Annotated in this window: 24 protein-coding genes; 14 read left to right on the forward strand and 10 right to left on the reverse strand. The window is 58.8% G+C overall.

All coding sequences use genetic code 11. The features are described from left to right. Positions 1 to 109 precede the first annotated feature (109 nt). A complete protein-coding gene (gene purT, locus AMM41_RS02555; RefSeq protein WP_089952752.1) occupies positions 110 to 1,246 on the forward strand; it encodes a formate-dependent phosphoribosylglycinamide formyltransferase in 1,137 nt (378 codons plus the stop codon). A 6-nt stretch (positions 1,247 to 1,252) separates the two neighbouring features. Next, complete coding sequence (gene galE, locus AMM41_RS02560; RefSeq protein ID WP_089952754.1) at positions 1,253 to 2,266, forward strand: UDP-glucose 4-epimerase GalE; 1,014 nt, start codon at positions 1,253 to 1,255, stop codon at positions 2,264 to 2,266. A gap of 9 nt (positions 2,267 to 2,275) precedes the next feature. Here the strand turns inward: galE and rfbC are convergent, their stop codons facing one another. Both rfbC and rfbA read right to left on the reverse strand, forming a co-directional pair. Further along, a complete protein-coding gene (gene rfbC, locus AMM41_RS02565; protein ID WP_089952756.1) occupies positions 2,276 to 2,827 on the reverse strand; it encodes a dTDP-4-dehydrorhamnose 3,5-epimerase in 552 nt (183 codons plus the stop codon). A gap of 91 nt (positions 2,828 to 2,918) precedes the next feature. Further along, positions 2,919 to 3,788: a glucose-1-phosphate thymidylyltransferase RfbA gene (gene rfbA, locus AMM41_RS02570; protein WP_089953553.1), complete on the reverse strand. Its 870-nt coding sequence runs from the start codon at positions 3,786 to 3,788 to the stop codon at positions 2,919 to 2,921. Between the two features lie 662 nt (positions 3,789 to 4,450). Here rfbA and AMM41_RS02575 point away from each other — a divergent pair. Then, positions 4,451 to 4,744 (forward strand): RNA recognition motif domain-containing protein, encoded by a 294-nt coding sequence (locus AMM41_RS02575; RefSeq protein ID WP_089952758.1) that lies wholly within the window; start codon positions 4,451 to 4,453, stop codon positions 4,742 to 4,744. Between the two features lie 79 nt (positions 4,745 to 4,823). On the opposite strand, the gene AMM41_RS02580 is transcribed toward AMM41_RS02575, so the two are convergent. The 3 genes from AMM41_RS02580 to AMM41_RS02590 form a co-directional block, all read right to left on the reverse strand. After that, positions 4,824 to 6,578, reverse strand: coding sequence for an ABC transporter transmembrane domain-containing protein (locus AMM41_RS02580; RefSeq protein WP_089952759.1), 1,755 nt, complete (start codon positions 6,576 to 6,578; stop codon positions 4,824 to 4,826). A 155-nt stretch (positions 6,579 to 6,733) separates the two neighbouring features. Beyond that, complete coding sequence (locus tag AMM41_RS02585) at positions 6,734 to 7,720, reverse strand: NADPH:quinone reductase (RefSeq protein WP_089952761.1); 987 nt, start codon at positions 7,718 to 7,720, stop codon at positions 6,734 to 6,736. A gap of 31 nt (positions 7,721 to 7,751) precedes the next feature. Further along, positions 7,752 to 8,507: a sulfite exporter TauE/SafE family protein gene (locus AMM41_RS02590; RefSeq protein ID WP_089952763.1), complete on the reverse strand. Its 756-nt coding sequence runs from the start codon at positions 8,505 to 8,507 to the stop codon at positions 7,752 to 7,754. 177 nt (positions 8,508 to 8,684) lie between these two features. On the opposite strand from AMM41_RS02590, the gene AMM41_RS02595 reads away from it, so the two are divergent. After that, positions 8,685 to 9,059: a DUF2237 family protein gene (locus AMM41_RS02595; protein ID WP_089952765.1), complete on the forward strand. Its 375-nt coding sequence runs from the start codon at positions 8,685 to 8,687 to the stop codon at positions 9,057 to 9,059. A 4-nt stretch (positions 9,060 to 9,063) separates the two neighbouring features. On the opposite strand, the gene AMM41_RS02600 is transcribed toward AMM41_RS02595, so the two are convergent. After that, a complete protein-coding gene (locus tag AMM41_RS02600; protein ID WP_089952767.1) occupies positions 9,064 to 9,558 on the reverse strand; it encodes an RrF2 family transcriptional regulator in 495 nt (164 codons plus the stop codon). Positions 9,559 to 9,740: 182 nt separating this feature from the next. Between AMM41_RS02600 and AMM41_RS02605 the strand changes: the two genes are divergently transcribed. From AMM41_RS02605 to AMM41_RS02620, 4 genes are all read left to right on the forward strand, one after another. Further along, entirely contained in the window at positions 9,741 to 10,307 is a 567-nt protein-coding gene (locus AMM41_RS02605; protein ID WP_089952769.1) for a hypothetical protein, read from the forward strand. Next, positions 10,304 to 11,908 carry a cryptochrome/deoxyribodipyrimidine photo-lyase family protein gene (locus AMM41_RS02610; RefSeq protein ID WP_089952771.1) on the forward strand — a complete coding sequence of 535 codons (1,605 nt, stop codon included), beginning with the start codon at positions 10,304 to 10,306 and terminating at the stop codon, positions 11,906 to 11,908. Before AMM41_RS02605 ends, AMM41_RS02610 begins: the two co-directional genes overlap by 4 nt. 4 nt (positions 11,909 to 11,912) lie before the next feature. Further along, complete coding sequence (locus AMM41_RS02615; RefSeq protein ID WP_089952773.1) at positions 11,913 to 13,229, forward strand: DASH family cryptochrome; 1,317 nt, start codon at positions 11,913 to 11,915, stop codon at positions 13,227 to 13,229. Between the two features lie 291 nt (positions 13,230 to 13,520). Further along, positions 13,521 to 14,159, forward strand: coding sequence for a trimeric intracellular cation channel family protein (locus tag AMM41_RS02620; protein WP_089952775.1), 639 nt, complete (start codon positions 13,521 to 13,523; stop codon positions 14,157 to 14,159). A gap of 121 nt (positions 14,160 to 14,280) precedes the next feature. Here the strand turns inward: AMM41_RS02620 and AMM41_RS02625 are convergent, their stop codons facing one another. Next, positions 14,281 to 15,165, reverse strand: coding sequence for a sterol desaturase family protein (locus AMM41_RS02625; RefSeq protein ID WP_089952776.1), 885 nt, complete (start codon positions 15,163 to 15,165; stop codon positions 14,281 to 14,283). A 267-nt stretch (positions 15,166 to 15,432) separates the two neighbouring features. Here AMM41_RS02625 and AMM41_RS02635 point away from each other — a divergent pair, with 267 nt between their 5' ends. The 3 genes from AMM41_RS02635 (at position 15,433) to AMM41_RS02645 (ending at position 18,049) form a co-directional block, all read left to right on the forward strand. After that, positions 15,433 to 16,374: a DMT family transporter gene (locus AMM41_RS02635; protein WP_089952780.1), complete on the forward strand. Its 942-nt coding sequence runs from the start codon at positions 15,433 to 15,435 to the stop codon at positions 16,372 to 16,374. Between the two features lie 75 nt (positions 16,375 to 16,449). Next, the gene (locus tag AMM41_RS02640; protein ID WP_089952782.1) at positions 16,450 to 16,719 is read left to right on the forward strand and encodes a helix-turn-helix domain-containing protein; all 270 of its coding nucleotides are present in this window, start codon (positions 16,450 to 16,452) and stop codon (positions 16,717 to 16,719) included. A gap of 1 nt (position 16,720) precedes the next feature. Continuing rightward, a complete protein-coding gene (locus AMM41_RS02645; protein ID WP_089952784.1) occupies positions 16,721 to 18,049 on the forward strand; it encodes a type II toxin-antitoxin system HipA family toxin in 1,329 nt (442 codons plus the stop codon). A gap of 47 nt (positions 18,050 to 18,096) precedes the next feature. On the opposite strand, the gene AMM41_RS02650 is transcribed toward AMM41_RS02645, so the two are convergent. The 3 genes from AMM41_RS02650 to msrB all read right to left on the reverse strand — a co-directional run bounded on the left by AMM41_RS02650 (position 18,097) and on the right by msrB (position 21,567). Further along, a complete protein-coding gene (locus AMM41_RS02650) occupies positions 18,097 to 20,295 on the reverse strand; it encodes an OsmC domain/YcaO domain-containing protein (protein WP_089952786.1) in 2,199 nt (732 codons plus the stop codon). A gap of 88 nt (positions 20,296 to 20,383) precedes the next feature. Then, positions 20,384 to 21,070, reverse strand: coding sequence for a peptide-methionine (S)-S-oxide reductase MsrA (msrA, locus tag AMM41_RS02655; protein ID WP_228769066.1), 687 nt, complete (start codon positions 21,068 to 21,070; stop codon positions 20,384 to 20,386). A gap of 2 nt (positions 21,071 to 21,072) precedes the next feature. Beyond that, on the reverse strand, positions 21,073 to 21,567 hold the full coding sequence (gene msrB / locus AMM41_RS02660) for a peptide-methionine (R)-S-oxide reductase MsrB (RefSeq protein WP_089952789.1): 495 nt from the start codon (positions 21,565 to 21,567) through the stop codon (positions 21,073 to 21,075). A gap of 169 nt (positions 21,568 to 21,736) precedes the next feature. Between msrB and AMM41_RS02665 the strand changes: the two genes are divergently transcribed. The 3 genes from AMM41_RS02665 to AMM41_RS02675 all read left to right on the forward strand — a co-directional run bounded on the left by AMM41_RS02665 (position 21,737) and on the right by AMM41_RS02675 (position 26,117). Beyond that, positions 21,737 to 23,191 (forward strand): class I SAM-dependent DNA methyltransferase, encoded by a 1,455-nt coding sequence (locus tag AMM41_RS02665; RefSeq protein ID WP_089952791.1) that lies wholly within the window; start codon positions 21,737 to 21,739, stop codon positions 23,189 to 23,191. After that, complete coding sequence (locus tag AMM41_RS21730; protein WP_194944584.1) at positions 23,188 to 24,348, forward strand: restriction endonuclease subunit S; 1,161 nt, start codon at positions 23,188 to 23,190, stop codon at positions 24,346 to 24,348. Before AMM41_RS02665 ends, AMM41_RS21730 begins: the two co-directional genes overlap by 4 nt. A gap of 68 nt (positions 24,349 to 24,416) precedes the next feature. After that, positions 24,417 to 26,117 (forward strand): DUF262 domain-containing protein, encoded by a 1,701-nt coding sequence (locus tag AMM41_RS02675; RefSeq protein WP_089953558.1) that lies wholly within the window; start codon positions 24,417 to 24,419, stop codon positions 26,115 to 26,117. Positions 26,118 to 26,343 lie beyond the last annotated feature (226 nt).

Raw genomic sequence — 26,343 nt, forward strand, 5'->3', positions numbered from 1 at the left:
TGCGGTTTGCCCCCATGATCCAGGTCAAGATCGGTACATCTGCAGGCTGTGTGTCAGGCAACTGAGCAACAATGAGGGACTTTGTGCTCTCTCTACCCTTCTTATCCCCATGAAAAAAATACTGCTTTTGGGTTCTGGTGAACTTGGCAAAGAATTCGTCATCAGCGCCAAACGCCTGGGCTGCCACGTCATCGCCTGCGACAGCTATGCCGGTGCCCCCGCCATGCAAGTGGCCGACGAGTTTTGCGTGTTCAGCATGCTCGACGAAGCCCCACTGCGCGCCGCGATTGCCCAATACCAGCCCGATTTGATCGTCCCTGAAATCGAAGCCATCCGCACCGAAGTGCTGCTGGACGTGGAAAAACAAGGCTTTGAAGTCATTCCCAGCGCCCGCGCCGCCAACCTGACCATGAACCGCGACCGCATCCGCGACGTGGCCGTGGGTCTGGGCGTGCGCACCGCCAAGTTCAGCTACGCCGATTCGGCCGCCGAACTGCTGGCCCGCGCCACCGACATCGGTTTTCCGGTCGTCATCAAGCCGGTCATGAGCTCATCGGGCAAGGGCCAAAGCGTGGCCAAAACAGCGGCCGATGTGCAAACCAGCTGGGACTATGCCTGCGCGGGCATGCGCGGTGACCGCCAAAAAGTCATCGTCGAAGAATTCATTCACTTTGACTATGAAATCACCCTGCTGACCGTGCGTCAGCGCAAAGGCCCCACGCTGTTTTGCCCGCCGATTGGCCATGTGCAAGAGCGCGGCGATTACCAGTACAGCTGGCAGCCTCAGGGCATGAAACCCGAGCACCTGCTCGCGGCGCAGCAAATGGCCGAAAAAGTCACCACCGACTTGGGCGGCGCAGGCCTGTTTGGCGTGGAGTTTTTTGTCACGCCCACCGAAGTGATCTTCAGCGAGCTCAGCCCCCGACCACACGACACCGGCATGGTGACACTCATCAGCCAGAACCTGAGCGAATTCGATTTGCACGCCCGCGCCATTTTGGGCCTGCCGATTCCACAGATCGACTGCGTGGAAGGCGCCAGCGCCGTGGTGCTGGCCGACAAGGAAGGCACACACCCCCGCTTCACCGGCGTAGAAGAGGCGCTCAGCGAGCCCGGTGTCGATGTGCGTTTGTTTGGCAAGCCCACCACCCGGCCTTACAGGCGCATGGCCGTGGCCTTGGCCCAAGGCCCCAACGCGCTGCAACGGGCGCGCGACGCGGCTGGCAAAATCTCCGTGGTGGTTTGAGCGACCATGTCCAAAACCATTCTCATCACGGGGGGTGCGGGCTACATCGGCTCGCACACTGCCGTTGAACTCCTGAACGCGGGTCACCGCGTTGTCATCGTGGACAACCTGGGCAACAGCAGCATCGAGGTGCTGGGCCGCATCCAAGCGCTGGCCAGTGGGCACTTGAGCTTTGTGCAGGCCGATGTGCGCGATGGTGCGGCACTCGATCAGATTTTCAAAGACCACCCCATCGAGGGCGTGATCCATTTTGCTGGCCTCAAAGCCGTGGGTGAATCGGTGGCTCAGCCAGTGCGCTACTTTGACAACAACATTGGCAGCACCCTGTCCCTGCTGCAAGCCATGGACCGAGCAGACGTTCGCCGCATCGTGTTCAGTTCATCGGCCACGGTGTATGGCGACCCCGATCAGGTCCCCATCCACGAAGCCAGCCCTTTGCGCGTGACCAACCCCTATGGGCGCACCAAACTCATGTGCGAGGACATCTTGCGCGACCTGCAGGCCTCAGATGCCCGCTGGCAAGTGGCCATCCTGCGTTACTTCAACCCGGTGGGGGCGCACATCAGCGGCCGCATCGGTGAACACCCCAACGGCATTCCCAACAACCTGATGCCCTTCATCACCCAGGTGGCGGTGGGTCAACGCGAGTTTTTGAGCATTTTTGGCCAGGACTACCCCACGCCCGATGGCACGGGCGTGCGCGACTACATCCATGTGGTCGATCTGGCCTTGGGCCATTTGGCTGCGCTGAATTACCTGGAAAAGCAGCAAGCCAGCATCACGGTCAACCTGGGCACTGGGCGCGGTGTCAGTGTCAAGGAATTGGCCGACACCTTTGCACGCGTCACAGGTGTGCCCGTGCCCTACCGGTTTGTTGCACGCCGCCCGGGCGATGTGGCGGCCTGCTATGCCGACACCGAGCTGGCCCGCCAAGCTCTGGGCTGGCAGGCCCAGTTGGGTGTGGAGCGCATGTGCGAAGACGCATGGCGCTGGCAGTCGCAAAATCCCAAGGGGTATTGAGAGCCAGCTTCAGGCAAATTTTTCGGCTTGGTCCCACAGGTGCGCTGCTGCGTCTTTCGCCGCCAATTGAGGCAGGCCCTGCATGGGCCACTCGATGCCAAGGGTGGGATCGTCCCAGCGCAGACTGCGCTCGTGCGCGGGGTACCAATAATCGGTGGTTTTGTACAAAAATTCGGCCGTTTCACTCAGCACCACAAAGCCGTGTGCAAAGCCTGGTGGCACCCACAGTTGCTGGTGTTTGTCCGCATCCAGGTACACCCCCACCCATTGGCCCAAGGTGGCTGAGCTTTGGCGCAAATCCACCGCCACATCAAAAACCCGGCCCTGCACCACCCGCACCAGCTTGCCTTGGGGGTTTTGAATCTGGTAGTGCAAACCGCGCAGCACGCCTTGTGCCGACTTGCTGTGGTTGTCTTGCACAAAAGGCAGGTTCACACCGGTCTTCTCGGCAAAGTCACGCTGGTTAAAGGATTCGAAGAAAAAACCACGCGCATCACCAAACACCTGGGGTTCCAGGATCAGAACTTCAGGGATGGCGGTGGGGGTGACGGTGTAAGGCATGACGTGGAACCTGCGAGGTCGGAGGCCAATGCCCCGAGATGGATTTTTCAAACACGCAAGTCGGCGTTCAAACCACCGACTTGCGAGGCATTCATTTGAGCAAGTTCAGCAAATACTGACCGTAGCCGTTTTTGGCCAAGGGGGCCGCCAGTTTTTGAACGGCCGCCGCGTCGATCCACTTTTGCGTGAACGCAATTTCCTCAGGGCAAGCCACCATCAGGCCTTGGCGCTTTTGCAGCGTGGCAATAAAGCCCGCGGCTTCGAGCAAACTGTCATGTGTGCCCGTGTCCAGCCAGGCATAGCCACGACCCATGATTTCGACGTTCAATTGACCCAGTTCCAGGTAGCGTTTGTTCACGTCGGTGATTTCAAGCTCGCCGCGTGGCGAGGGCTGGATGTCAGCGGCGATGTCGCACACCTGTTGGTCGTAGAAATACAGGCCCGTGACGGCATAGTTGCTTTTGGGCGTCTTGGGCTTTTCTTCGATGGTCAGTGCCCGCTGCTGTGCGTCAAAATCCACCACACCATAGCGCTCAGGGTCGTGCACATGGTAGGCAAACACGCTGGCTCCGCTGCTGCGCTGGTTGGCATTGGCCAAGAGCTTGACCAGGTCATGGCCGTAATAAATGTTGTCGCCCAACACCAAGGCGCTCGGATCGTTGCCCACAAAATCCTTGCCAATGATGAAGGCTTGCGCCAAACCGTCGGGGCTGGGTTGCACCGCGTACTGGATGTTCATGCCCCACTGGCTGCCGTCGCCCAGCAGCTCGGCAAAACGTGGCGTGTCTTGCGGCGTGCTGATGAGCAGCACATCGCGGATGCCCGCCAGCATGAGCGTGGTCAGCGGGTAATACACCATGGGCTTGTCGTACACCGGCATGAGCTGCTTGCTCACCGCTTGGGTCACGGGGTACAGGCGGGTGCCGGAGCCGCCTGCGAGGATGATGCCTTTTCGATTGATCATGATTCATTTTATATGAATGGCCTGCTGTGACGGCCTGGCGGTCTTCACACTTGAACCGCGTTTTTGCAGTGCTCTCTCGCCCTCGGATTAAAACCATTTGAAATAAAGAAATTGACTTATAGTCAAAAGAGGAATATGATCAAGTCCTTCTGGTGGTTTTCATAGGCTTTATGGTCTGAAATGTTGCCAGATTGTTTTTTTCGATTGAACTCGAACTGCACGTCTTGCTGAGCTGCAAGACCTGTATTTTTCTCAACAGCTCTCAGCAAACCCCTGGATGGTTTGCCATTTGTTTGATTTGATTTCTCAGCTGACTCCCCGCACCGGCACCACCGTCGCTTTGCCGCCGACATCTCCGTTCAATGGGGTCCACGCCCGCAAGCCAGCGCGTTGCCTTTCTCGGCATGTGTTGGCAAGTCTGCAAGGCCTGGACTTGAAGCACAACGAGGGCCCCAAACCATGTGCCTCAACCCAACTGGCGGCACGTCGGGTTCTTGACCTGACACGCGACTGGCTACAAACAAGCCCAAGCACCCCATAAATGTGCCCATGCCGCAAGGCAAGGCACTTTTCCTGGCGGAATCTTCTCAGAAACCGCTTTTCCCCTGCAAGCCGTTTTGTCCTCAAAACTGGCTTGCCACTCTCTGAAAGGCTCAACCATGAGCAGCAAAATTTACGTAGGCAACTTGCCTTACACCATCGACGACGCCAGCTTGCGTCAAAATTTTTCCGAGTTTGGCGGCGTCTTGTCAGCCAAAGTCATGATGGACCGTGACACCGGTCGCTCCAAAGGCTTCGCTTTCGTTGAAATGTCCAGCGCTGAAGAAGCGCAAGCTGCCATCACAGGCCTGAATGGCATGTCGGTCGGTGGTCGCTCCATTGTGGTGAACATCTCCAAGCCCAAAGAGCCCAGCACAGGCTACGGCAGCGGTTACCGCGACAACCGCAACTGATCTTTTTCAGTTGCCCCAAAAAGCCGCTGCAAAGCGGCTTTTTTTCGGGCGTGCAAGCCTGACCCGCAGGCCAAGGCCCTCAGTGAACGGCGTTGAACTGCAGCGCTGCGAGGCTGGCATACAAGCCGCCTTTGGCTTGCAACTCGGCGTGTGTGCCCTGCTCCATCAGCCGGCCACGCTCGAGCACCCAGATCACATCGGCGCGTTGCACCGTGGCCAGGCGGTGGGCAATGACCAAGGTGGTGCGCCCAACCATGGCTTTGTCCAGTGCGGCTTGCACCATTTTTTCGCTTTGTGCATCCAGCGCACTGGTGGCTTCGTCCAACAGTAAAAGTGGGGGGTTTTTGAGAATGGCCCGCGCAATCGCGATGCGCTGGCGCTGCCCACCCGACAAACGCACGCCCCGGTCACCTAAATAGGTGTCAAAACCCTCGGGCAGCTCGCGGATGAACTCTTGCGCATAAGCCGCCTCGGCAGCGGCGTGCACCTCTTCCAAGCTGGCCTCGGGTCGGCCATAGCGGATGTTCTCGATGACTGTGCCCGAAAAAATCACTGGCTCCTGGGGCACGATGGCCATGCGGTGACGCAAGTCGTGCAGGTCCATTTGCTCAATCGGCACGCCATCGAGGACGATGCGGCCCGATTGCGGGTCGTGAAAGCGCATCAACAAATCAAACAAAGTGGTTTTGCCGGCACCACTGGGGCCCACCACGGCCACAGTCTGCCCGGAGTGGATCTGGCCTGAAAGCTGGTCCAGCGCCCAGGTGTCGGGGCGCGAAGGGTAATGAAATCGGACCGACTCGAGGTGCAAGGATGAGCCCCCTTGCGGCCAGAGCGCTTTTTGCGGCTGAGCAGCCATCTTGAGGTTGGACTCGGTGTGCAGCAACTCCATCAAGCGCTCGGTCGCACCGGCTGCTCGCAACAAATCACCATAAACCTCGCCCAGCACCGCAAAGGCACTGGCCAGCAAGATGACGTAAAACACCGTCTCGCCCAGCTGGCCCGCCGTGCTGGTACCTGCCCGCACGGCCAGCGTGCCCATGTACAAACCCCAAAGCAGCACGGCACTGGAGGCCATGATGATGAAGCCCACCAGCACTGCGCGTGCCCGAATGCGCCCCAGCGCCGTGCCCAAGGCCCGTGCGGTGGACGCTACAAAACGATCGGTTTCACGGCCCTCGGCGGTGTAACTTTGCACCACGCTGATGGCATTGAGCACTTCAGAGGCAATGGCGCTCGAATCGGCCACCCGGTCCTGGTTGGCTCGCGACAAACGCCGCACGCGTCGGCCCAAATACACGCTCGGAAAAATGACCGCTGCCAACACGGCCACCACCTGCAACATGAGCACCGGGTTGGTCCACACCAGCATGATCAGCGCCCCCGCTCCCATGACCAGATTGCGCAAGCCCATCGAGAACGAAGACCCCACCACGGTTTGCACCAAGGTGGTGTCATTGGTCAGCCGCGAGAGCACTTCGCCCGACTGGGTGGTTTCAAAAAAGGCAGGACTTTGCTTGAGCACATGGCCGTAGACCGCATTACGCAGGTCGCCTGTGATGCGCTCACCCAGCCAACTCACGGTGTAGTAGCGCCCCGAAGAAAAAACCGCCAAAGCCACGGCCACACCAAACAGCTGCAAAAAATTGCCGGACAACTGCTCGGCCGAAGCACCACTGGCCAAACCCTTGTCAATCAACTGCCGCAAAACCCAAGGGAACGCCAGTGTGGTCGCTGCCGCCAGCAACAAAAACAAAGCGGCAAAGCCCATGGCCATGCGGTAGGGCTTGAAAAACGGGGCCAGGCCCGAAAGCGATTTGGGAGATGTAGCCATGGACGATCAAAAACCAATGCAAAAACAAGGAACACAAGCAGCCCGTCAAGCATAACGGCAAACCCAGCCCCATTGGGGTCTACCCCCCCAAGCCGATGGCGGGAGTGCCGCGCTGTGCTGTGCGGGCGGCCAGATCCATCAGCGCCAAGCAGGGCTCACAGATCGATCACCACATTGCCCACCGTTTGCCCGGCTTCAACCGTGACGTGCGCCTGGGCCACTTGGTCCAGCGCAAACCGCGCCCCGATGCTGTGCTGCAATGACTGAGCAGCCAAGAGCCCGGACAAGCGGGTCACCGCCCTTTGGCGATCCGCAGGCGTCAGGTCATAGACCAGGAAAAATTTGACACCCATCGATTGGTACAACCAAGGCCGAAACGGCAGCGGAACAGACAGCGCGTTGGAGCCGTAGCACACCACTTGCCCGTGCGCAGCCAAAGCCCCCTCACTGGCCCAAGCCGCTGTGGTCGAAAAATCCATGTCGATGATCACATCGGCACCTCGGCCTTGGGTCAAGGCCTTGACCCGCTCAGGCACTGACTCAGTTTTGTAAAAAATCGCCTCTTGCAGGCCTGCAGCTTGGGCATGGGCCGCTTTGGCCTCAGAGCCAACGGTGCCCATCACCCGAGCTCCAAGCTGCGTCACCATTTGGGTGATGTAGTGGCCCACGGCCGATGAGGCCCCCGTGACCAGCACCGTCTGCCCACGCAAATCGCCACTCAAGCGCTCCGCCAAAATCACCGCCTGCACCGCCGTCAAACCGGGGATGCCCATGCAGGCTCCAGCGGCAAAATCGACGCTGTCAGGTAGTTGCACCGCCTGCGCGGCGGGCACAGCGATGTAGTCGGCGCAAGTGCCCCAAGGGCGCTGCCACTGACCATTCCAGATCCAGACCCGCTCACCCACTCGCGTAGCGGGCACGCCCTCACCCACGGCTTCGATCACGCCGGCCCCATCGCTGTGGGGCACGATCAAAGGGTCACTCACAGGGCGTGCGCGGCGCGACTTGACGTCCGAGGGGTTGACACCCGAAGTCGCCAAGCGCACCAGAACCTCGCCAGCTTGCACGCTGGGCTTGGGCAAATCGCCCAACACCATCACATCTTGGGCTTCGCCATTGCGGCTGTACCAGGCTGCTTTCATGAAAATCTCCTCGTTGTAATAAAAATGCTGGCTAACGCAAGCCATCCCACAAGAGCTTGCACCCCGTGAGGAACATGCCCAAGCGGATCAAGCGATAAAAAAGAGCGGGGTTGATGCGCCGAGCCAAGCGAACACCCAACCACACCCCCAAGGGGGCCAAGGGCAAAAGCACCAGCGACGTGGCGAAATTGCGCAGATCCAGCAAACCCAGCCACGCGTAAGGCAGCCACTTGGCCATGTTGATGAAGAAAAACAAAAATGCCATGGTGCCAGTGAACAAAATCGGCTTGAGCTTCAAGCGCATCACATACGCATTGACCGGTGGCCCACCCGCGTGCGAGATGAAACTGGTGAATCCCGCCGTGGTCAACAAAACAGCGCCCAACCAAGGAGGCGGCGGTGGGCTGTCAGAGCGCGGCTTGAACAGCATTTGCTGTGCCAAAAACAGCAAGGTGAAAGCCCCCACAATGGCCGCCACCAGCTTGGCGTCCAGCAGTTTGAACAACAGGGCCCCGATCACAATGCCCAGCATGGCAAAGGGCAGCATGAACCGCAGCAAAGCCTTGTCCACATCCTTGCGAAACGCCGCCATGCCCAACAAGTCCATGACCAACAAGACGGGCATCAAGATGGCAGCCGCCTGGGGCACAGTGACCGTCAGCGCCATCAGGGGCACCGCCAGCGATCCAAAACCTGCGCCAAAACCGCTTTTGCTCAAACCCAGCATCACCACCGCAGGCGCGGCAATGGCGTAAAAATAGGGATCAGTGATCAGCGGAAAGTTCATGGTGCGACAGCTTTGAAATGATCTTACTGGCCCCACACACCTGCAGCTGTCATGTGTGTATCTGCCTACTTGGCTCCAAAAACCCTGCACCGTGGGAACCTATTGCCCGCGTGTGACACAGCAACACACCCAAGCACCACACAATAGTGCGATTGCTCACTTTTTATTTGGAATCCCATGACTCGCTCCGGCTTGAATGTTCTCGGTGGCGAATTGATGCCTTGCTCTTATGACCCACTCACCGGTTATTTCAGGGACGGTTGCTGCAACACCAGCGACGAAGACGTGGGAACCCATGTGATTTGTGCCAAAGTCACCCAAGCCTTTTTGGATTACTCCAGCGCCCGTGGCAACGACTTGATGACGCCTCGCCCATCGCACCGTTTTGCGGGACTGAAAGCCGGAGACCGCTGGTGTCTTTGCGCCTTGAGATGGCTCGAAGCGTTTCAAGCCGGTGTGGCACCCCATGTGGTCCTTGAAAGCACCCACCAAAAAGCCTTGCAGTTCGTGACCCTGGCCCAACTGCGCGAGTTTGCCTGGGTCCCGAATTGATGCCTTACATCATCATGCTGAGCTGAAACACCGAGTTCGGCGCACGGGGCATGACCGGGGCAGGCAGGGGTTTGAGTCGGAACTGACCCATCATCGAGGTCACACGCGCATCCCGTGGCATGAAGGGCACGGCCACATCGGACAGACTTTGCGCCTGCAGCAAGGACTGCATGGTGCTTTGAATGTCAGATTCCAGGTTTTTCATGGGATGCCCCCCTTGCGGGTAAAGCGCATCGAAGCTGTGCACCTCTTCAAAATGCTTGACCACATCCCACAAACTGATGTCTTCAGGATTGCCCCGAATCTGGTAACCGCCCCCTGGGCCTCGGTGGGCGCGGATCAAACCAGCTTCACGCAGCTCTTTCAAAATGGATTCGGTGTACGAAGACGACAAAGACAAGCCACTGGCAATCTCTTCAGTGGTCACGGGCTTGACCACCGCACGCGACGTGATGAACACAGCAATATCAAGGGCTTTGACTGTTTTCTTGAGGATCATGACGTTCTCCGTTAACGATGAGATATTCTATGACCACACAGTCACAAAACAACTCTTAATTTTCAAATCAATTGAAATTAGCCGAAAATGACTTATTTGATATTCACAAAATGGGCTGATTTTCTTTGTTACCTGCATCAAGCCCCCCTTTGCACAGCGCATTTGAGCGGGGGTGAACTCGCATGAAACGGCATGTCGGTGCTGTGCTTGTTGTGCTCACCAGCTTGTTGGTGATCGACAGCCATGTGGACTGGGTCCAACAGGACAGCCGAGGCTTGCTGGAGGTGAATGGCTTGCGCTTCGATGTGCGTGGATGGGGGGCAGATCAGATGCTGCAATGGCGTCGTGATTGCACCGACGTTCGCGCCTTGTCAACAGAGGACCCCACCGCCCATGCGGTGCTGAAAGTGATCCGGCAACACAGCCCGCCCGACTCGCAAAGTGCACGCGCTTTGCAGTTGCAACAATGGGGGGAATGGACTGTGGCCGAGGTGGCCTTTGACACGCTCCACCCCAGTCTGGTGGTCTTGCGCCTGAAGGGCGGTCAGTGGCAGGTACAAGACCAAGCGGTGTGGAGCGGATCGACCGCCCCTTGGCACAGCGGTGACCTGGTGCGCCGCTACCTGCGCCAACAAGCGCCCGATCTGCCGTCTGAATTGCTCTCGTGTGTGACTGTCGATTCAACGCGTTACGGCACGGGGCCAAGCGGACTGGGACCGGGGCATTCCATCCAGAACAGCCAGCCATGACATACCGGGTGGTCTGGTTCAAACGCGACCTGCGCCTGCACGACCATGCGGCGCTGGCGCATGCCGCCACGCAAGGGCCGGTGCTGTGCCTGTACATCGTCGAGCCGGGTCTGTGGGCGCAGCCCGATGCGGCTTTGCAGCACTTTGAATTTGTGCGCGAATCATTGACAGAGCTGCACCAAGACTTGCAGGCGCTGGGCGGCAGCTTGCAGGTGCGCGTGGGCCCTGCAGTGCAGGTGCTGGCGACCCTGCACGCACAAGCGCCGTTTGCCGAACTGGTGGCGCACCAAGAAACCGGCAACGCCTTCACCTACGAGCGCGATCTGCAGGTGGGCGCGTGGTGCCGCAGTGAGGGCGTGGGCTGGACCGAGTTGCCTCAGTTTGGCGTGGTGCGACGCCTGAAAAGCCGCAACACCTGGCAAGCCCGCTGGGAAGCGCACATGGCCGCGCCACAAGCGGTCTTGCCCAGGTTGCACTTTTTTCACGCGCCTGGAAATTTTGGCCCCGAAGTGATGACACCGCCACCCGGCCTGCAGCACAACCCCGGCCAGCGCCAGCGCGGTGGGCGTCGCCTGGGTTTGGAGACCTTGCACAGCTTTCTGGATGTGCGGGCGCTGGGTTACCGAGGTGGCATCTCATCGCCGTTGAGTTCGCCCACCGCCTGTTCACGCATTTCGGCCTATTTGGCCTGGGGCTGCATCAGCATGCGCGAGGTCGTGCAGGCCACCCGCGCGGCGCTCGATGCCTTGCCGCCGCAAGCGAGCAGGCACCGGGCGGGTCTGGTCGGGTTCATCAGCCGTTTGTATTGGCATTGCCACTTCATCCAAAAGCTCGAAAGCGAGCCCGAAATCGAATGGCGCAACATGCATCGGGGTTACGACGGCCTGCGCGAAGACGGCTGGAACGATGCGCACTTTGCGGCCCTGACCTCGGCCCGGACCGGCTGGCCCATGGTGGACGCTTGTGTGGTCATGCTGCACCAGACCGGCTGGCTGAACTTTCGCATGCGGGCCATGCTGGTGTCGGTGGCAGCCTACCCGCTGTGGCTGGACTGGCGGCCCGTGGGCCATTGGCTGGCCACGCAGTTTCTGGACTACGAACCCGGCATCCATTGGAGCCAGTTGCAAATGCAGTCGGGCACCACCGGCATCAACACCACACGGGTGTACAACCCCATCAAACAAGCGCAAGACCACGACCCCAAAGGCATTTTTGTGCGCCGCTGGCTGCCCCACATGCGCCGCGTGCCCGACACCTGGTTGTTTGAGCCTTGGCTCATGCCCCCCGAGGTGTTGCGCCACTGCGGCCTGACGGTGGGCAGCGGGCCAGACGCCGACATTCCCCTGCCCGTGGTGGATTTGGCCGAAGCCACGCGCAGCGCCAAAGCCGCACTGCACGCCCGACGGGCCGAACCCGGTGTGAAAGCGGGCAAAAAAGCCATCGTTGAAAAACACGCTTCACGCAAACACGGCAGCGGCGCTCAACGTGATGTGTTCACCCGAGACCGTGACAGCGATAGCCCCAAGACCACCCGCCGAAAAACGCGTCCGTCATCCGATGTCAACACCCCACCCAGCAAGCAGCTGGGCTTTGATTTTTAAAACCATGCACACCACCCTTTTCTGGTTTCGAAACGACTTGCGCTTGCACGACCAACATGCACTCCAGAAAGCAGTTGAGCACGCCCAGGCCCATGGTCAAGCCCTGCTGCTGGTGTATGTGCACGAACCCGTGCAAGACGCGCCCACCGCTTGGGGCTTTCGCCGCATGGGCGTGCACCGCAGGCGCTTTGTGGCCGACACACTGCAAGACCTGCAAACTTCATTACAGGCACTGAATCAGCAACTGGTCTTGCTGCATGGCCCCGTGGCCGATGTGCTGCCCGCCTGCGCCCGCCATGTTGGCGCGGACACCGTGTTTTGCGAAGACATCGCTGCGCCCGAAGAAGAAGCCCAGGTGCAGGCCCTGCTCAACGTGGGCCTCACGGTCAAAACACTGTGGCAGTCCAGCCTGATCGAACCCGACGCCCTGCCCTTTGCGGCCGAAAACATGCCGCAAGTGTTCACCGAGTTTCGCCAACGCATCGAATCGGCGCGGCTCAAGCCCTTGACACCACTGCCCTCGCCAACGCACTTGCCCGCACCACCGAGTGACAACTTGACCACCCTGACCGGCTGGACCGATAACCCCTTCACGCTGCTGCAAGCCCACACCGGGGGCGACACGCATCCACGCTCGAATTTTCCCTACACACAAGCCACCTGCCGGGGCGGCGAGGCCAGCGCCTTGGCCCACCTTCAAAGCTACTTCACCCCGCCTTGGCCCGACCGCTACAAACAAACCCGCAACGCCCTGCAAGGCCAGCACACCAGCAGCCACTGGTCACCCTGGCTGGCCACGGGCGCGGTGTCAGCCCGCCGCATCTGGGCAGCGCTGCAGGCCTACGAAAAGCAGCACGGCAGCAACGAGGGCACCTATTGGCTGTGGTTTGAGCTGCTGTGGCGTGACAACTTCCGCATGCTGCACCGGCAACACGGCCCGCAACTTTATGCGGCACGGGGCTTGTCGAACTTGCCCCAACCCTCGCACTTCCCCAAAGACTTTGCACGCTGGTGCAACGGGCAAACCGGCGAGCCCATCGTGGACGCGGGCATGCGCGAGCTGGCGGCCACGGGCTTCACCTCCAACCGCATGCGCCAGATCGTGGCGAGCTTTCTGGTGCACGACCTGTCTTGCGACTGGCGTGCGGGCGCGGCCTGGTTCGAATCGCAATTGGTGGACTTTGACGTGTGCAGCAACCAAGGCAACTGGTTGTACGTGAGCGGCCGAGGCACCGACCCGCGTGTGGGCAGACGCTTCAATCCAGCCAAACAAACCCAGGACCACGACGCGCAAGGGCGCTATCGTCAAGTGTGGCTCTAAAATTTGTCGGGGCTGAAGCCGCCGACCTACAAAAAGCCGCGTCCCTGTAGGTCGGCAGCTTCAGCTCCGACATGGCCCGATCCGGCGCAATGACATGTCGGGGCTGAAGCCGCCGACCTACAAAAGCCGCGTCCCTGTAGGTCGGCAGCTTCAGCTCCGACATGGCCAGATCCGGCGCAATGACATGTCGGGGCTGAAGCCGCCGACCTACAAAAAGCCGCGTCTCTGTAGGTCGGCACCTTCAGGTCCGACGCTTTGGGTTTCGATGCAGCAACATCGATAATCCCCAACATGTACGGAATTCAATCTTGGGGAGACACCCTTCGCCTGCTGGTCGAGCTGTCGGCCACCGCCGCCTTTGCCCTCTCGGGCCTGATGGAAGCGGCGCGTAAACGGCTGGACGCGGTGGGCGTGTGTGTGGTCGCTTTTTTGGCGGCATTTGGCGGCGGCACACTGCGCGACTTGCTGCTGGACCAACGCCCTTTCTTCTGGGTGCAACACACCGAAATGCTTTGGGGTGTGTTGGCCCTGTGTGTACTCGCCATGGCCTTCATGCGCCAGCGCCACTTTGAAGTCACCGAAAAAGCCATCCTCTGGCCTGACGCGCTGGGCCTGGGCCTGTTCACCGCCACCGGCGTACACCAAGCACTGCAGGCCCTCATGCCAACGGTGGTGGCCGTGCTCATGGGCCTGATCACCGGCGTGTTTGGCGGCGTGCTGCGCGACATGGTGTGCAACGAAATCCCTACCGCCTTCAAAGACCACCGCCCCTACGCAGTCTGCGCCTTTGCGGGCGGCTGGACTTATGTGGGTTTGTGGTTCACCGACGCGCCCGGGTGGGTGGCTTTGCTGGGCTGCCTGGTGGTCACGGTGGGTTTGCGCGCGCTGGCGCTTTGGCGCAACTGGCAACTGCCGGCTTGGCGGGCTTAAACCGTTTTACACCCAAGGTGCTCAACACAATCCAGCGTGTGCCGCCGCCCTTTGACAACACCCACTGTGCACTCTGAAACACGGCTCAAGGCCGAAATGACAAAGCACAAGGCTTGGTAGATCAAAATTTTGTGTCCAAGGTTTCCGGACCTGCGTAGATCGAGCCCCCCACGCGCAAAGCAGAATGTTCACGCTTGGACTGCAACACCGGGTAGAGCATCTGGTGGTACCAACGCTCTTGCCCAAACAACTTGTCGTCGATCAATCCAACACGCGCAGGGTATTGGCGTGTGATGTGGGCGCTGCCAAAAATGATGTCCCACAAAAACAGCAAGTTGCCAAAGTTACCTTTGTAATGACCCACACCGTCTTCATTGGTGATGGCGTGGTGTGCCCAATGCGTGGCCGGGGTCGAAATGGTGCGCTCCAACACCCACATGAGGGGGTGCAGGGCCCGCACCCGGTACAGCGGCTCGTCCCAACGCCACGCGCAGTGCGCACCCAGGATGACCAGCAACTTCACCGCGATGTAAAGCGCATACACCATGCCGCCAAAGCCCAAGTACAACAGAGCACCGGCAGCCCACAAGCCCGGCATCATCAGGTAATAGAAAAAGTTGTTGCGGAAAGTGACACGAATGCTCATGTACTCGGCCGAGTGGTGCGCCCGGTGCAAAGGCCACAACAAAGGCGAATGCGACAAACGGTGCCACCAATACTGCGTCATGTCATCGGCCACCAACAAAATACCGACCATGCCCCACCAAGGCAAATCGGCCAAAGCGTTTTTGTAGTCTGGAAACCAAGCGTGCCCCAGCTTGGACGTGACAAAAATCGCCAAGGGCTGGGTGATCGCCAGCACGCTCAGGAACATGAACACCTCCAGCTTGGTGTCGTTGCCCGTGGCGGTCACCGTATTTTTGTAACGTCGGCTCACATATTCCATCGTTGCAAAACCCATGATGGTGCACAGCACCAAGATGTTTTGCCATTGCGTTGCGGTCATTCCCTGTCTCCGTTTTTCTCAAATCCCAAACACCCAGCCACTCTCACATGGCGACATCGAAGATACCCATGCCAAGCCGCCCTCACCATGGGTGTTTTCCCCTTGTTCGGGAACAACGCTGAACAGCCCCATTGAAGTACGGGTCTTCGAGGCGATAAGCTGATCAACAAACCAGCGCCCAGGCATGCCCAGACTCAGTCCGATAATCCAAGCCATGATGAAATACCAAAGACCGATTGAAGGCTCACCCACCACGAGACACCGCCCATGCTGAGTGGCATCCTGTTTTCCTTGGCCGCTGGTCTCATGTGGGGTTTGGTGTTTGTGGGGCCGCTCATGCTGCCCGACTACCCCGCCGCCCTGCACACCTTTGGCCGGTATCTGGCCTTTGGCCTGATTGCGCTGCCCTTGGCATTCATGGACCGCACCGAGATCCGGCGACTGACACGCAGCGACTGGTTGGCCGCCCTCAAACTGGCGGCCATCGGCAACGTCTTGTATTACCTGTTTTTGGCCAGCGCCATCCAGCGTGCGGGCGGTGCCTTGCCCACCATGATCATCGGCACACTGCCGGTGGTGATCGCCGTTGCGGCCAACCTGCTCAACCACCAGCGCGACGGCCGTTTTCCTTGGCTCAAGTTGGCGCCACCGCTGGCCCTCATCTTGTTGGGCATCGCCTGCGTCAACCATGTGGAATGGACCGCACTGGTGCAGAATCCGGCAGCCGACACCACGCGCTACATCACCGGGGCCGCACTGGCCGTGGGGGCGGTGGTCTGCTGGACCTGGTACCCGCTTAAAAACGCCGATTGGCTGCGTGGCCACCCCGATCGCAATCCACGCGTCTGGGCCACAGCACAAGGCATGGCCACCTTGCCACTGGCTTTGCTGGGCTATGCCGCGTTTTGGCTCTGGACCCTCGCCACAAACGACCCCATGCCCATGCCACTGGGCCCACGCCCCCTCGAATTCATTGGCCTCATGATGGCCATCGGCCTGTTCGCCTCCTGGCTGGGCACCTTGTGCTGGAACGCCGCCAGCCAACGATTGCCCACCGCACTGGCCGGGCAGCTCATTGTGTTTGAAACCCTGGCCGCGCTCAGCTACGCGTTTATGCTGCGCGGCCAATGGCCAGAACCACTCACCCTGGCGGGCATTGCATTGCTGGTAGCGGGGGTGATTGGTGGGGTGCGGGTCAAGGCGACTTGATTCGTTTTTCGAATATTTGGAATTTATTCGATTTGCGGGTATATTGTTTTTATTCGCTTCACGGATACAAATGCCATGCCGCATACCCTCGTCACCCCCATACAAATGGGGCAAATTCTCAAAACCGCCCGCAAAACCAGCCAGCTCAGCCAAACCAAACTGGCGTCCCGGGTGGGGCTAAGTCAAAGCCGCATTTCTGCTTTTGAGCAACAGCCCGAGAACATCGGTCTGGGGCAGCTGCTGTCTGTGCTAAATGTCCTGGGTCTGGAGCTCACCATTCAACCGCGTCAGAACACCGCACCGCAAGCCCAGCTTGCGCGGGACAGCGACGCGCCGGAGTGGTGACATGGGTCGACCCGCCCAGACCCAGGCACTGTCCATCTGGACGAACGACGTGCGCGTGGGCACTTGGCGCATGGGTGGCCGCGCCGGCATGTCCTTGCAATACGACACCGACTGGATGCGTGCCCCCGCTGGCAGGCCGCTTTCACTGTCGTTGCCCTTTGGCATGGACAACAGCCCGCTCAAGGGTCCAGCGGTCGCGCATTTTTTCGACAACCTGCTGCCCGACAACGAGGCCATCCGCCGTCGGCTGGCGACACGGTTCAAAACCGCCTCGACCGATGCGTTTGATTTGCTGCGCGCCATCGGCCGCGACTGCGTGGGTGCTGTGCAATTGCTGGGAGAGGACGAAACGCCACACAACGTGACCCAAATCGAAGGCACCCGCATGAGCGAGTCCGACGTTGAACAACACCTGCTGCGCGTGGTCAACCCCTCCGGGGCTTTGGGCAGCCCCAACAGCGATGACGATCTGCGCATCTCCTTGGCTGGCGCACAGGAAAAAACAGCGCTGCTCTGGCATCAAGGCCAGTGGATGCGACCCCAAGGCACCACACCCACCACCCACATCCTCAAAATGCCACTGGGCTTGGTCGGCAACCAGAAAGTGGACCTAAGCAGCTCGGTCGACAACGAATGGCTGTGCCTGACGCTGCTGCGTGAATTCGGTCTGCCCGTGGCACGTTGCGCCGTTCTCAGCTTTGGCACGCAACGCGTGTTGGCCGTCGAGCGCTTTGACCGGCAACTGCATTCATCCGGTCAATGGTGGATGCGGCTGCCGCAAGAAGATTTTTGTCAGGCCCTAGGCCTGCCATCGCACCTCAAATACGAAGCCGATGGTGGCCCTGGTGTGCGAGACATTGCCCAAGTCCTGATGCGCTCAACACAAGCCCAGACCGATTTGCGCCACTTCATGAAAAGCCAGATTTTGTTCTGGCTGCTGGCCGCACCCGATGGCCACGCCAAAAACTTCAGCATCCAGATCTTGCCGCAAGGCCAATTTAAACTGGCTCCGCTGTACGACGTCATGTCCATCTGGCCCATTGAAGGACCCGGCCCCCACCAATGGTCCCTGCACAAGCTCAAATTGGCCATGGCTTTTTTGGGAAAAAACAAGCATTACCTGCACAAAGAAGTGCAGCCACGCCACTTGGTCAGCACCGCCAAAATCTGCGGCCTCCAAGCCGATGTGGACGCCATGATCGAAGAAATCGTGACCCAAGCACCGCAAGCCATCGCCAACACCCAAGCCCAACTGCCACACGGGTTCAAGGCAGCCGTACTTGATAAAACCTTGGCGGGCTTGCAAGCCACTTTGGCCAGACTTGGCTAAAGGCGGGCACCAAAAACGAGCGGTGCCCGTGGACTATGGCCTGCGTTCTACATCTGGGCCACACGCGCCCGCGCCGCATGCAGTTTTTTGTAGCTGTCAAGCAAGCGCTGGTGGCGGTCCAAGCCCTCCAGCTGCAAGCTGGTGGGCGTGAGGCCATGAAAGCGCACGCTGCCGTCCACACAGCCAGTGGCCGCATCCATGCGCTCGTTGCCAAACATGCGCCGGAAGTTGACGGCGTAATCTGCCAAATCCAACTCCTCGTCCAGCGTGACTTCCAGCACCACGTTCAGGGCTTGGTAAAACAAGCGGCGCTCTACGGTGTTGTCGTTGTATTGCAAGAAAGCGCCCACCAGCTCGTGGGCTTCTTCCAGCTGCTGCAACGCCAAGTGAATCAAGAGCTTGAGCTCCATCACCGTCAACTGGCCCCACACCGTGTTGTCGTCAAACTCGATGCCGATCAGGGTAGCGATGTCGAGGTAATCGTCGAGCTCGTTGTTCTCCAAGCGGTCGAGTAAGGCCTCCAAGGCTTCGTCATCCAAGCGGTGCAGATTCAGCACATCCGCGCGGAACAACAGCGCTTTGTTGGTGTTGTCCCAAATCAGGTCGTCGACCGGGTACACCTCGGAATAGCCCGGCACCAAGATGCGGCAGGCGGTGGCACCGAGTTGGTCGTGCACCGTGACATAGGCTTCTTTGCCCATGGCCTGCAAGATGCCGAACAGCGTGGCGGCTTCTTGGGCAGTGGCGTCCTCGCCCTGCGCAGAAAAGTCCCACTCCACAAAATCGTGATCGGCCTGTGCGCTGAAAAACCGCCACGACACGATGCCGCTGGAGTCAATGAAGTGCTCCACAAAGTTGTTGGGCTCGGTCACGGCGTTGGTGATGAAGGTGGGCGCGGGCAAGTCGTTCAGACCTTCAAAACTGCGGCCCTGCAGCAGCTCGGTCAGGCTGCGCTCCAGCGCCACCTCCAAACGCGGGTGTGCGCCAAACGACGCGAACACACCGCCCGTGCGCGGATTCATCAGGGTCACGCACATCACCGGGTACACCCCGCCCAGCGATGCGTCTTTGACCAAGACTGGAAAGCCCTGGGCTTCCAAAGCCTCGATGCCGGCCACGATGCCGGGGTACTTGGCGAGCACGTCCTGCGGCACATCGGGCAAGGCCATTTCGCCTTCCAGGATCTCGCGCTTCACGGCCCGCTCAAAAATTTCTGACAGGCACTGCACCTGCGCTTCGACCAGCGTGTTGCCCGCGCTCATGCCGTTGCTCACAAACAGGTTTTCCACCAGGTTGGACGGGAAGTACACCACCTCACCATCGGACTGGCGCACATAGGGCAGCGCACAAATGCCGCGCGAGGGGTTGCCCGAGTTGGTATCAAACAGGTGCGAGGCCTTGAGCTCGCCGTCGGGGTTGTAAATGGCCAAGCAATGCTTGTCCAACAAGCCTTTGGGCAGCGCGTCGCGCTTGCCAGGTTGGAACCAACGCTCGCGGGGGTCGTGCACGAAGTCGGCCTGCGCCAGGTCTTCGCCAAAAAACACGCCCGCGTAAAAGTGGTTGTTGTTCAGGCGCTCGATGTATTCACCCAAGGCTGAGGCCAAGGCGCTCTCTTTGCTCGAACCCTTGCCGTTGGTGAAACACATGGGCGAATGCGCGTCGCGGATGTGCAGCGACCACACATTGGGCACCAGGTTGCGCCACGACGCGATCTCGATCTTGATGCCCAAATTGGCCAACACCGCCGTCATGTTGGCGATGGTCTGCTCCAGCGGCAAGTCCTTGCCCGCAATCAAGGTCTGCGACTGCGCATCGGGGCTCAGGGAGAGCAAGGCCTGCGCGTCGGCGTCGAGGTTGTCCACCGCCTCAACGATGAACGTGGGGCCCGCTTGAATCGCCTTTTTGACCGTGCAACGGTCGATGGAACGCAAGATGCCTTGGCGGTCTTTGTCGGACATGTCAGCCGGCAACTCCACCTGGATCTTGATGGTCTGCAGGTAGCGGTTGTCGGGGTCCACGATGTTGTTTTGCGACAGGCGGATGTGCTCGGTAGAGATGCCCCGCGTCTCGCAATACAGCTTCACAAAATACGCCGCACACAAAGCCGAAGACGCCAAAAAATAATCAAACGGCCCCGGTGCCGAGCCATCGCCCTTGTAGCGAATCGGCTGATCGGCCAGCACAGTGAAGTCGTCAAACTTGGCCTCCAAGCGCAGTTTGTCGAGAAAGTTGACTTTAATTTCCATGCACAGCTTCCAAAAAAACAAACGCCCACAACGGGGCGAATGGTGTGTGATATGCCCAAGCCAAGACGACTGGCCCGGCGCAGGGGCCTCACCCCCAGAGCTTTTTAACCCGCGCGTCCCGCCCGCAACTCAAGCGATAGTAGCTGTAGCGCAGCTCGTTCTTCTTGTAGTAGTCCTGGTGGTACTCCTCGGCCAAATAAAACACTGAGCTGGGGGCCAGCTCAGTGTGAATGATGCTGAACCGGCCGCTGCGGATCAAGTCGTCACGGCTGGCTTCGGCGATGGCGCGTTCGGCCTCATTTTGCCAATAGATCCCGCTGCGGTATTGCGGGCCTACATCACAAAACTGCTGGTCTTTGACGGTCGGGTCGATGTGCCGCCAAAAATAGTCGACCAACTGCGCATAACCGACTTGGCTCGGGTCGTACAGCACCCGCACCGCCTCGGTGTGACCCGTGTGGCCGGCGCTGACTTGTTCGTAGGTGGGCTGGGGCGTTTGGCCGGCGGTGTAGCCCGACTCAACGGCCACCACACCGGCCAGTTTTTCAAAGTCGGCCTCGATGCACCAGAAACAACCACCGGCAAACAGGGCGTAAGCCATGGGCTTGCCGTTGACCACGGGCGCGGCCACCACCTCGGTGGGCGTGGTCTGGGCCACAGGGGCTTGGCCCGCGCTGGAAGACTGGCTGGGCGTGCAAGCCGTCAACAAGAACGCGGCAGCGGCACATGCCATGGCCAAGCAACGCAGGGGCCTCGAAACAGTCATGCGGTTCATGCTCATGTCCTCAATTCGGGAAGAGTTTGGCCTTCGGGCACAAACGCCAAAGCCACACCGTTGTTGCAAAAGCGCTTGCCCGTGGGTTTGGGCCCGTCATCAAACACATGCCCGTGGTGACCGCCACAGCGCGAACAGTGGTATTCGGTGCGCGGGTAGATGAGCTTGAAATCGGTGGTGGTGCCCAAAGCGCCCGGCAAGGCTTGGAAAAAACTGGGCCAACCCGTGCCGCTCTCGTATTTGTGGGCCGAGCTGAACAAGGGCAAGTTGCAGGCCACACACACAAAAGTCCCGGGCCGCTTCTCGGCATTGAGTGGGCTGCTGCCCGCGCGCTCGGTGCCGTGCTCAAACAGCACCGTATACGCAGCTGGCGCAAGCAACTTGCGCCACTCGGCTTTGGTTTTCTTCAGTGGAAAAGCGGCCGCCGCCGCGCTCAAGGGCAGCGTTGCGCTGGCCAGGCAGGCCGATAAGAATTTGATCATGTGGCGTCGTTTCATGGGAGTGACCTGGTGGGTTGCTGAAACACGGGGCTTCATGACCCAGTTCGTTGGGGAAGGCCAAAAGTTACAGGGTTGTCAGCATAGGCTGGTGGATTGTCATGTTTTTTGAAGCCGCAAGCTCAGCAGCCCGAATGCGGGGTATGGCCGCCCCCTAAAATGCAAACCTATGTTCGAACAAACCTTTAAAAATATCGATGACATCCTGCACAAAGACGCGGGGTGCACCAGCGAGCTGGACTACACCGAGCAAACCAGTTGGCTGCTGTTTTTAAAGTACCTCGACGCCCTCGAAGCCGACAAGGCCACCGAGGCGGTGCTGGAGGGGCGTGACTACCAGTTCATCTTGAGCGAGCCATACCGCTGGGCCGCATGGGCTGCGCCCAAAGCTGCCGACGGCAAGATCGACCACAACGCCGCCATGACGGGCGACGACCTCAAAGGCTTTGTCAACGGCAAACTGTTCCCGTATCTGGCAGGCTTCAAGCAACGCGCCAGCGGGCCGCAGACCATCGAATACAAAATCGGCGAAGTCTTTGGCGAGATCACCAACAAAATCCAGAGTGGCTACAACCTGCGCGACGTGATCGACCGCATCGACGAACTTCGCTTTGGCAGCCAGGCGCAAAAGCACGAACTGTCGCACCTGTACGAAGCCAAGATCAAAAACATGGGCAATGCCGGGCGCAACGGCGGCGAGTACTACACACCCCGCCCACTCATCCGCGCCATGATCGAGGTGATGCAGCCCCAAATTGGCGAACGCATTTACGACGCAGCCTGCGGGTCAGCCGGCTTCTTGTGCGAAGCCTTTGCGTACCTGAGCCCCAAAGCCACCAAGGCCGACGACCTAGAGACGCTGCAAAAACGCACCTTCTACGGTAAAGAGAAAAAGAGCCTTGCGTATGTGATCGGCATCATGAACATGATCCTGCACGGCATCGAGGCGCCCAACATCGTGCACACCAACACGCTGGGCGAAAACATCAACGACATCCAAGAGCGCGACCGCTACGACGTGATCCTGGCCAACCCGCCCTTTGGCGGCAAAGAGCGCAAAGAGGTGCAGCAAAACTTCCCCATCAAAACCGGGGAAACCGCCTTCTTGTTCATGCAGCACTTCATCAAAAGCCTACGTGCCGGGGGCCGTGCGGCGGTGGTCATCAAAAACACGTTTCTCAGCAACACCGACAACGCCAGCGTGGCCCTGCGCAAACAGCTGCTGACCGACTGCAACCTGCACACCGTGCTCGACTGCCCCGGCGGCACCTTTCAGGGTGCGGGTGTGAAGACTGTGGTGCTGTTCTTCACCAAAGGAGAACCGACAAGCAAGACTTGGTTCTACCAACTGGACCCCGGCCGCAACATGGGCAAAACCAACCCGCTGAACGACGCGGACCTGGTGGAGTTTGTGCAGCTGCAAAAGTCCATTGCCGACTCGCCCAAGAGCTGGAGCGTGGCCGCAGGCAGCGTAGACCTCGACACGTTTGACCTGTCGGTGAAAAACCCGAACGGCGGCGAAGCAGTGGTGCATCGCAGCCCAGCGGACATACTGGACGAAATCGCGGCGCTGGACGCTGAGGCGGCAGAGGTGTTGGGGAATATTCGGGGGTTGTTGGCGTGAAGGCGGGTTGGCAAATCAAGCCGCTAGGCGAACTCTGCGACATTCTTGACAACAGACGCAAGCCAGTCACAAAAAGTGATCGGATTGCTGGACCTTATCCATATTACGGCGCTACTGGAATCCAAGACTTCGTAAGTGACTTCATCTTTGATGAACCCTTGGTGCTTGTCGGCGAAGATGGCGCCAAATGGGAATCAGGTGAAAACACGGCATTTCCAATTGAGGGGAAGTGTTGGGTCAATAACCATGCTCATGTGCTGCGCCCAATCCGAGAACGGCTAATCGACAACTGGCTGATTTACTTCTTGAATCATTCAGATCTCACAGAGTACGTTTCTGGTCTGACGGTTCCAAAGTTGAATCAAGGCAGCCTGCGTGAAATCCGCATACCTCTAGCACCGATGGAAGAGCAACGCCGCATCGTCACCCTCCTCGACGAAGCCTTTGCCGACATTGCCACCGCCAAAGCCAACGCCGAAAAGAACCTCCAAAACGCCCGCGAGTTGTTCACACGAATCAGCGGCAGCGTGCTCGCGCAATACGCGAAAACCAGCCAAGAGATCACGCTTGAAGCCCTAGTCGAGCCAGATTGCAGTTTGTCTTACGGCATCGTTCAACCTGGTGACGAAGTGGCAGATGGACTTCACATCGTGCGCCCCGTGGACATGACCACCGATGTGGTCATGCTGGATGGATTGAAAAGAATCGATCCCGCCCTTGCCAATTCTTATGCCCGAACCACGCTCAAAGGTAACGACATTCTGCTGTGTGTTCGAGGCACGACCGGCACCGTAGCACTCGCACACAGCGAATTGGCCGGAGCGAACGTCACACGCGGCATAGTGCCCATCCGCTTTGACCCAGCGAAACTTTCACAGCAGTTTGGTTACTACTTGCTGCGATCTGAGCCCGCCCAATTGCAAATTCAAGCCAAGACCTATGGCACCGCATTGCAACAAATCAACATCCGCGATTTGAGGCAGTTGACCTTGCCTGTCCCTGCCCCACAAGATCAAGAAGTCATAGTTCAGCGCCTGAGTGCATTGGAAGAGGAAACAAAGCAGCTGACAGCGGCATACGAAAACAAACTCACCGCCCTCGACGACCTCAAAAAATCCCTGCTGCACCAAGCCTTCAGCGGGCAGTTGACGCAGTAGGTTCAAATTTACGCACACTGTCACCCGCAGAAAATCCACGCCTGTCCAAATAAATTAGGATGACGCCCATGGCCAAAAGCAATGTGTTAAGGACCCAAGACGTCACTTTTCTGGACTTGATCGCTAACGGCAAGAAATACCGCGCACCTTCGTTTCAACGCGACTACGCTTGGGAAGAGGAACAGTGGGAAGACCTGTGGAACGACCTACAAGAACTTTTGCATGCGCCCGACACAAAGCATTACATGGGCGCTTTAGTGGTCAAGTCGCTGAGCGAACGTGAATTTGAAATCATTGATGGTCAACAACGCATTGCCACACTCAGCGTCTTGGTGTTGTCGGTCATCCACAGCCTGCTCAACTTGCCTGGCGACGAAGCCACGCGAAATGCCAACACCGAACGCGCCATGGGTCTGCGCCAAGACTTCATTGGCAAAAAAGATACCGCTTCCCTGCTTCATAGCAGCAAGCTTTTTTTGAACGCCACCAACGACGGCTTTTATCAAGACTATCTGGTGCAACTGCGCAAACCCAGTAATCCACGCGGTTTGTCCAAATCCAACCAACTGTTGTGGCAATGTTTCAACTGGTTTGGCAAGCGCTTGACCGAGTCTGGGCTTGTTGGCGAGTCTCTGGCACGCTTGGTTTCCGACACCCTGGCTTGGCAACTGCAGTTCATTCGGATCACGGTTGAAGATGACTTCAGCGCTTACACCGTTTTTGAAACACTCAATGCACGCGGTCTTGAACTGTCCTCCACCGATTTGCTGAAAAACTATATGTTTTCGCTGGTGCCCACGCCGACCGACTTGGACGCGTTGCAACGTCGCTGGCAGCACTTGATGGGCACCATCAAGCACGAGCGATTTCCGGACTTTTTGCGTTACCACTTGCTGTGCCAGTCTCCACAGATTCGCAAACAGCGCCTGTTCAAGAAGGTGCGCGAAGAGGTCAAAACATCGGCAGATGTGTTTGCCTTGATGGATGCACTGGAGCAACGCGCCGACTTGTTCGCGGCCATGGACGACACCTCGCACGAGTATTGGGTGGAACGTCCTGGCGCTAAACCTTACGTGCGCGACTTGCAGTTGTTTGGGGTGCGCCAGCACATGCCCTTGGTGTTTGCCGCTTGGGAGCGAATGAGCGCGGACGACTTCACCCGCGTTCTCAAGCTGCTGTGCGTGCTGTCGGTGCGCTACACCGTGATTGGCAGCCTGAACACCAACGAGCTGGAACCTGTCTATCACCGGGCCGCCAAGGCCTTGCTGGATGGGGCTGTCCGCACGCCTGCAGAAGTGTTTGCGCAGCTGCGCAGCATGTACGTGGACGATGAAAAATTTGTCCGCGACTTTTCGCATAAAGAGATGGACACCACCGGTCGACGCAAGAAAGTGGTCAAGTACCTGCTGTGCGAACTGGAAAGCGACGCATCGGGCAAGCATCACGATTGGGAAAGCGACACCGGCACCATCGAGCACATCCTGCCCGAGAACCCCTCTGCTCAATGGGACGAACCCTTCAACCCAGATCGCCAGAAAGACTTCATCTACCGTTTGGGCAACCTGATGCTGCTGGAGCAAACCATCAACCGCCAATGCCAAAACGGCAGTTTTGATGACAAACGAACCGAGTACGGGCGAAGTAGTTATGCCACCGCCAACGCGTTGGGGCTAAGCGATCAGGTCGATTGGTCACCCGCCACCCTGGCACTGCGCCAAGAACGCATGGCCCAGCGGGCAGCGCATGTGTGGCGCTCGGACTTTATTTGAGTGTTTGTGACTCACCCGCGAGTCACAAACCCATTTGCGGCTCATCCCACTGGCTTTTTTGAGACACAAATTTCTTGATCGGGTTTTGATCAACTCCCATCCCATTGACTCCTGGAAAATTGATTTTTCATAAAAATCAATAACTTGGGACGCTCTTAAACACCCAAATTTTTTTAACTGGGTTTTGATTACCCCACCAAAATCACCGCCCTCGACGCCTTCAGAC

Source organism: Limnohabitans sp. 2KL-3 (assembly GCF_001269405.1).
In the GTDB taxonomy this organism is placed as follows: Bacteria; Pseudomonadota; Gammaproteobacteria; order Burkholderiales; family Burkholderiaceae_C; genus Limnohabitans_A.

What these genes read in the sequence shown, in the direction of transcription:
- purT (WP_089952752.1), top strand. Translation starts at nt 110, where the DNA reads ATGAAAAAAATACTGCTTTTGGGTTCTGGTGAACTTGGCAAAGAATTC.
- galE (WP_089952754.1), top strand. Translation starts at nt 1,253, where the DNA reads ATGTCCAAAACCATTCTCATCACGGGGGGTGCGGGCTACATCGGCTCG.
- rfbC (WP_089952756.1), bottom strand. Translation starts at nt 2,827, where the DNA reads ATGCCTTACACCGTCACCCCCACCGCCATCCCTGAAGTTCTGATCCTG.
- AMM41_RS02575 (WP_089952758.1), top strand. Translation starts at nt 4,451, where the DNA reads ATGAGCAGCAAAATTTACGTAGGCAACTTGCCTTACACCATCGACGAC.
- AMM41_RS02580 (WP_089952759.1), bottom strand. Translation starts at nt 6,578, where the DNA reads ATGGCTACATCTCCCAAATCGCTTTCGGGCCTGGCCCCGTTTTTCAAG.
- AMM41_RS02585 (WP_089952761.1), bottom strand. Translation starts at nt 7,720, where the DNA reads ATGAAAGCAGCCTGGTACAGCCGCAATGGCGAAGCCCAAGATGTGATG.
- AMM41_RS02590 (WP_089952763.1), bottom strand. Translation starts at nt 8,507, where the DNA reads ATGAACTTTCCGCTGATCACTGATCCCTATTTTTACGCCATTGCCGCG.
- AMM41_RS02595 (WP_089952765.1), top strand. Translation starts at nt 8,685, where the DNA reads ATGACTCGCTCCGGCTTGAATGTTCTCGGTGGCGAATTGATGCCTTGC.
- AMM41_RS02600 (WP_089952767.1), bottom strand. Translation starts at nt 9,558, where the DNA reads ATGATCCTCAAGAAAACAGTCAAAGCCCTTGATATTGCTGTGTTCATC.
- AMM41_RS02605 (WP_089952769.1), top strand. Translation starts at nt 9,741, where the DNA reads ATGAAACGGCATGTCGGTGCTGTGCTTGTTGTGCTCACCAGCTTGTTG.
- AMM41_RS02610 (WP_089952771.1), top strand. Translation starts at nt 10,304, where the DNA reads ATGACATACCGGGTGGTCTGGTTCAAACGCGACCTGCGCCTGCACGAC.
- AMM41_RS02615 (WP_089952773.1), top strand. Translation starts at nt 11,913, where the DNA reads ATGCACACCACCCTTTTCTGGTTTCGAAACGACTTGCGCTTGCACGAC.
- AMM41_RS02620 (WP_089952775.1), top strand. Translation starts at nt 13,521, where the DNA reads ATGTACGGAATTCAATCTTGGGGAGACACCCTTCGCCTGCTGGTCGAG.
- AMM41_RS02625 (WP_089952776.1), bottom strand. Translation starts at nt 15,165, where the DNA reads ATGACCGCAACGCAATGGCAAAACATCTTGGTGCTGTGCACCATCATG.
- AMM41_RS02635 (WP_089952780.1), top strand. Translation starts at nt 15,433, where the DNA reads ATGCTGAGTGGCATCCTGTTTTCCTTGGCCGCTGGTCTCATGTGGGGT.
- AMM41_RS02640 (WP_089952782.1), top strand. Translation starts at nt 16,450, where the DNA reads ATGCCGCATACCCTCGTCACCCCCATACAAATGGGGCAAATTCTCAAA.
- AMM41_RS02645 (WP_089952784.1), top strand. Translation starts at nt 16,721, where the DNA reads ATGGGTCGACCCGCCCAGACCCAGGCACTGTCCATCTGGACGAACGAC.
- AMM41_RS02650 (WP_089952786.1), bottom strand. Translation starts at nt 20,295, where the DNA reads ATGGAAATTAAAGTCAACTTTCTCGACAAACTGCGCTTGGAGGCCAAG.
- msrA (WP_228769066.1), bottom strand. Translation starts at nt 21,070, where the DNA reads ATGAACCGCATGACTGTTTCGAGGCCCCTGCGTTGCTTGGCCATGGCA.
- msrB (WP_089952789.1), bottom strand. Translation starts at nt 21,567, where the DNA reads ATGAAACGACGCCACATGATCAAATTCTTATCGGCCTGCCTGGCCAGC.
- AMM41_RS02665 (WP_089952791.1), top strand. Translation starts at nt 21,737, where the DNA reads ATGTTCGAACAAACCTTTAAAAATATCGATGACATCCTGCACAAAGAC.
- AMM41_RS02675 (WP_089953558.1), top strand. Translation starts at nt 24,417, where the DNA reads ATGGCCAAAAGCAATGTGTTAAGGACCCAAGACGTCACTTTTCTGGAC.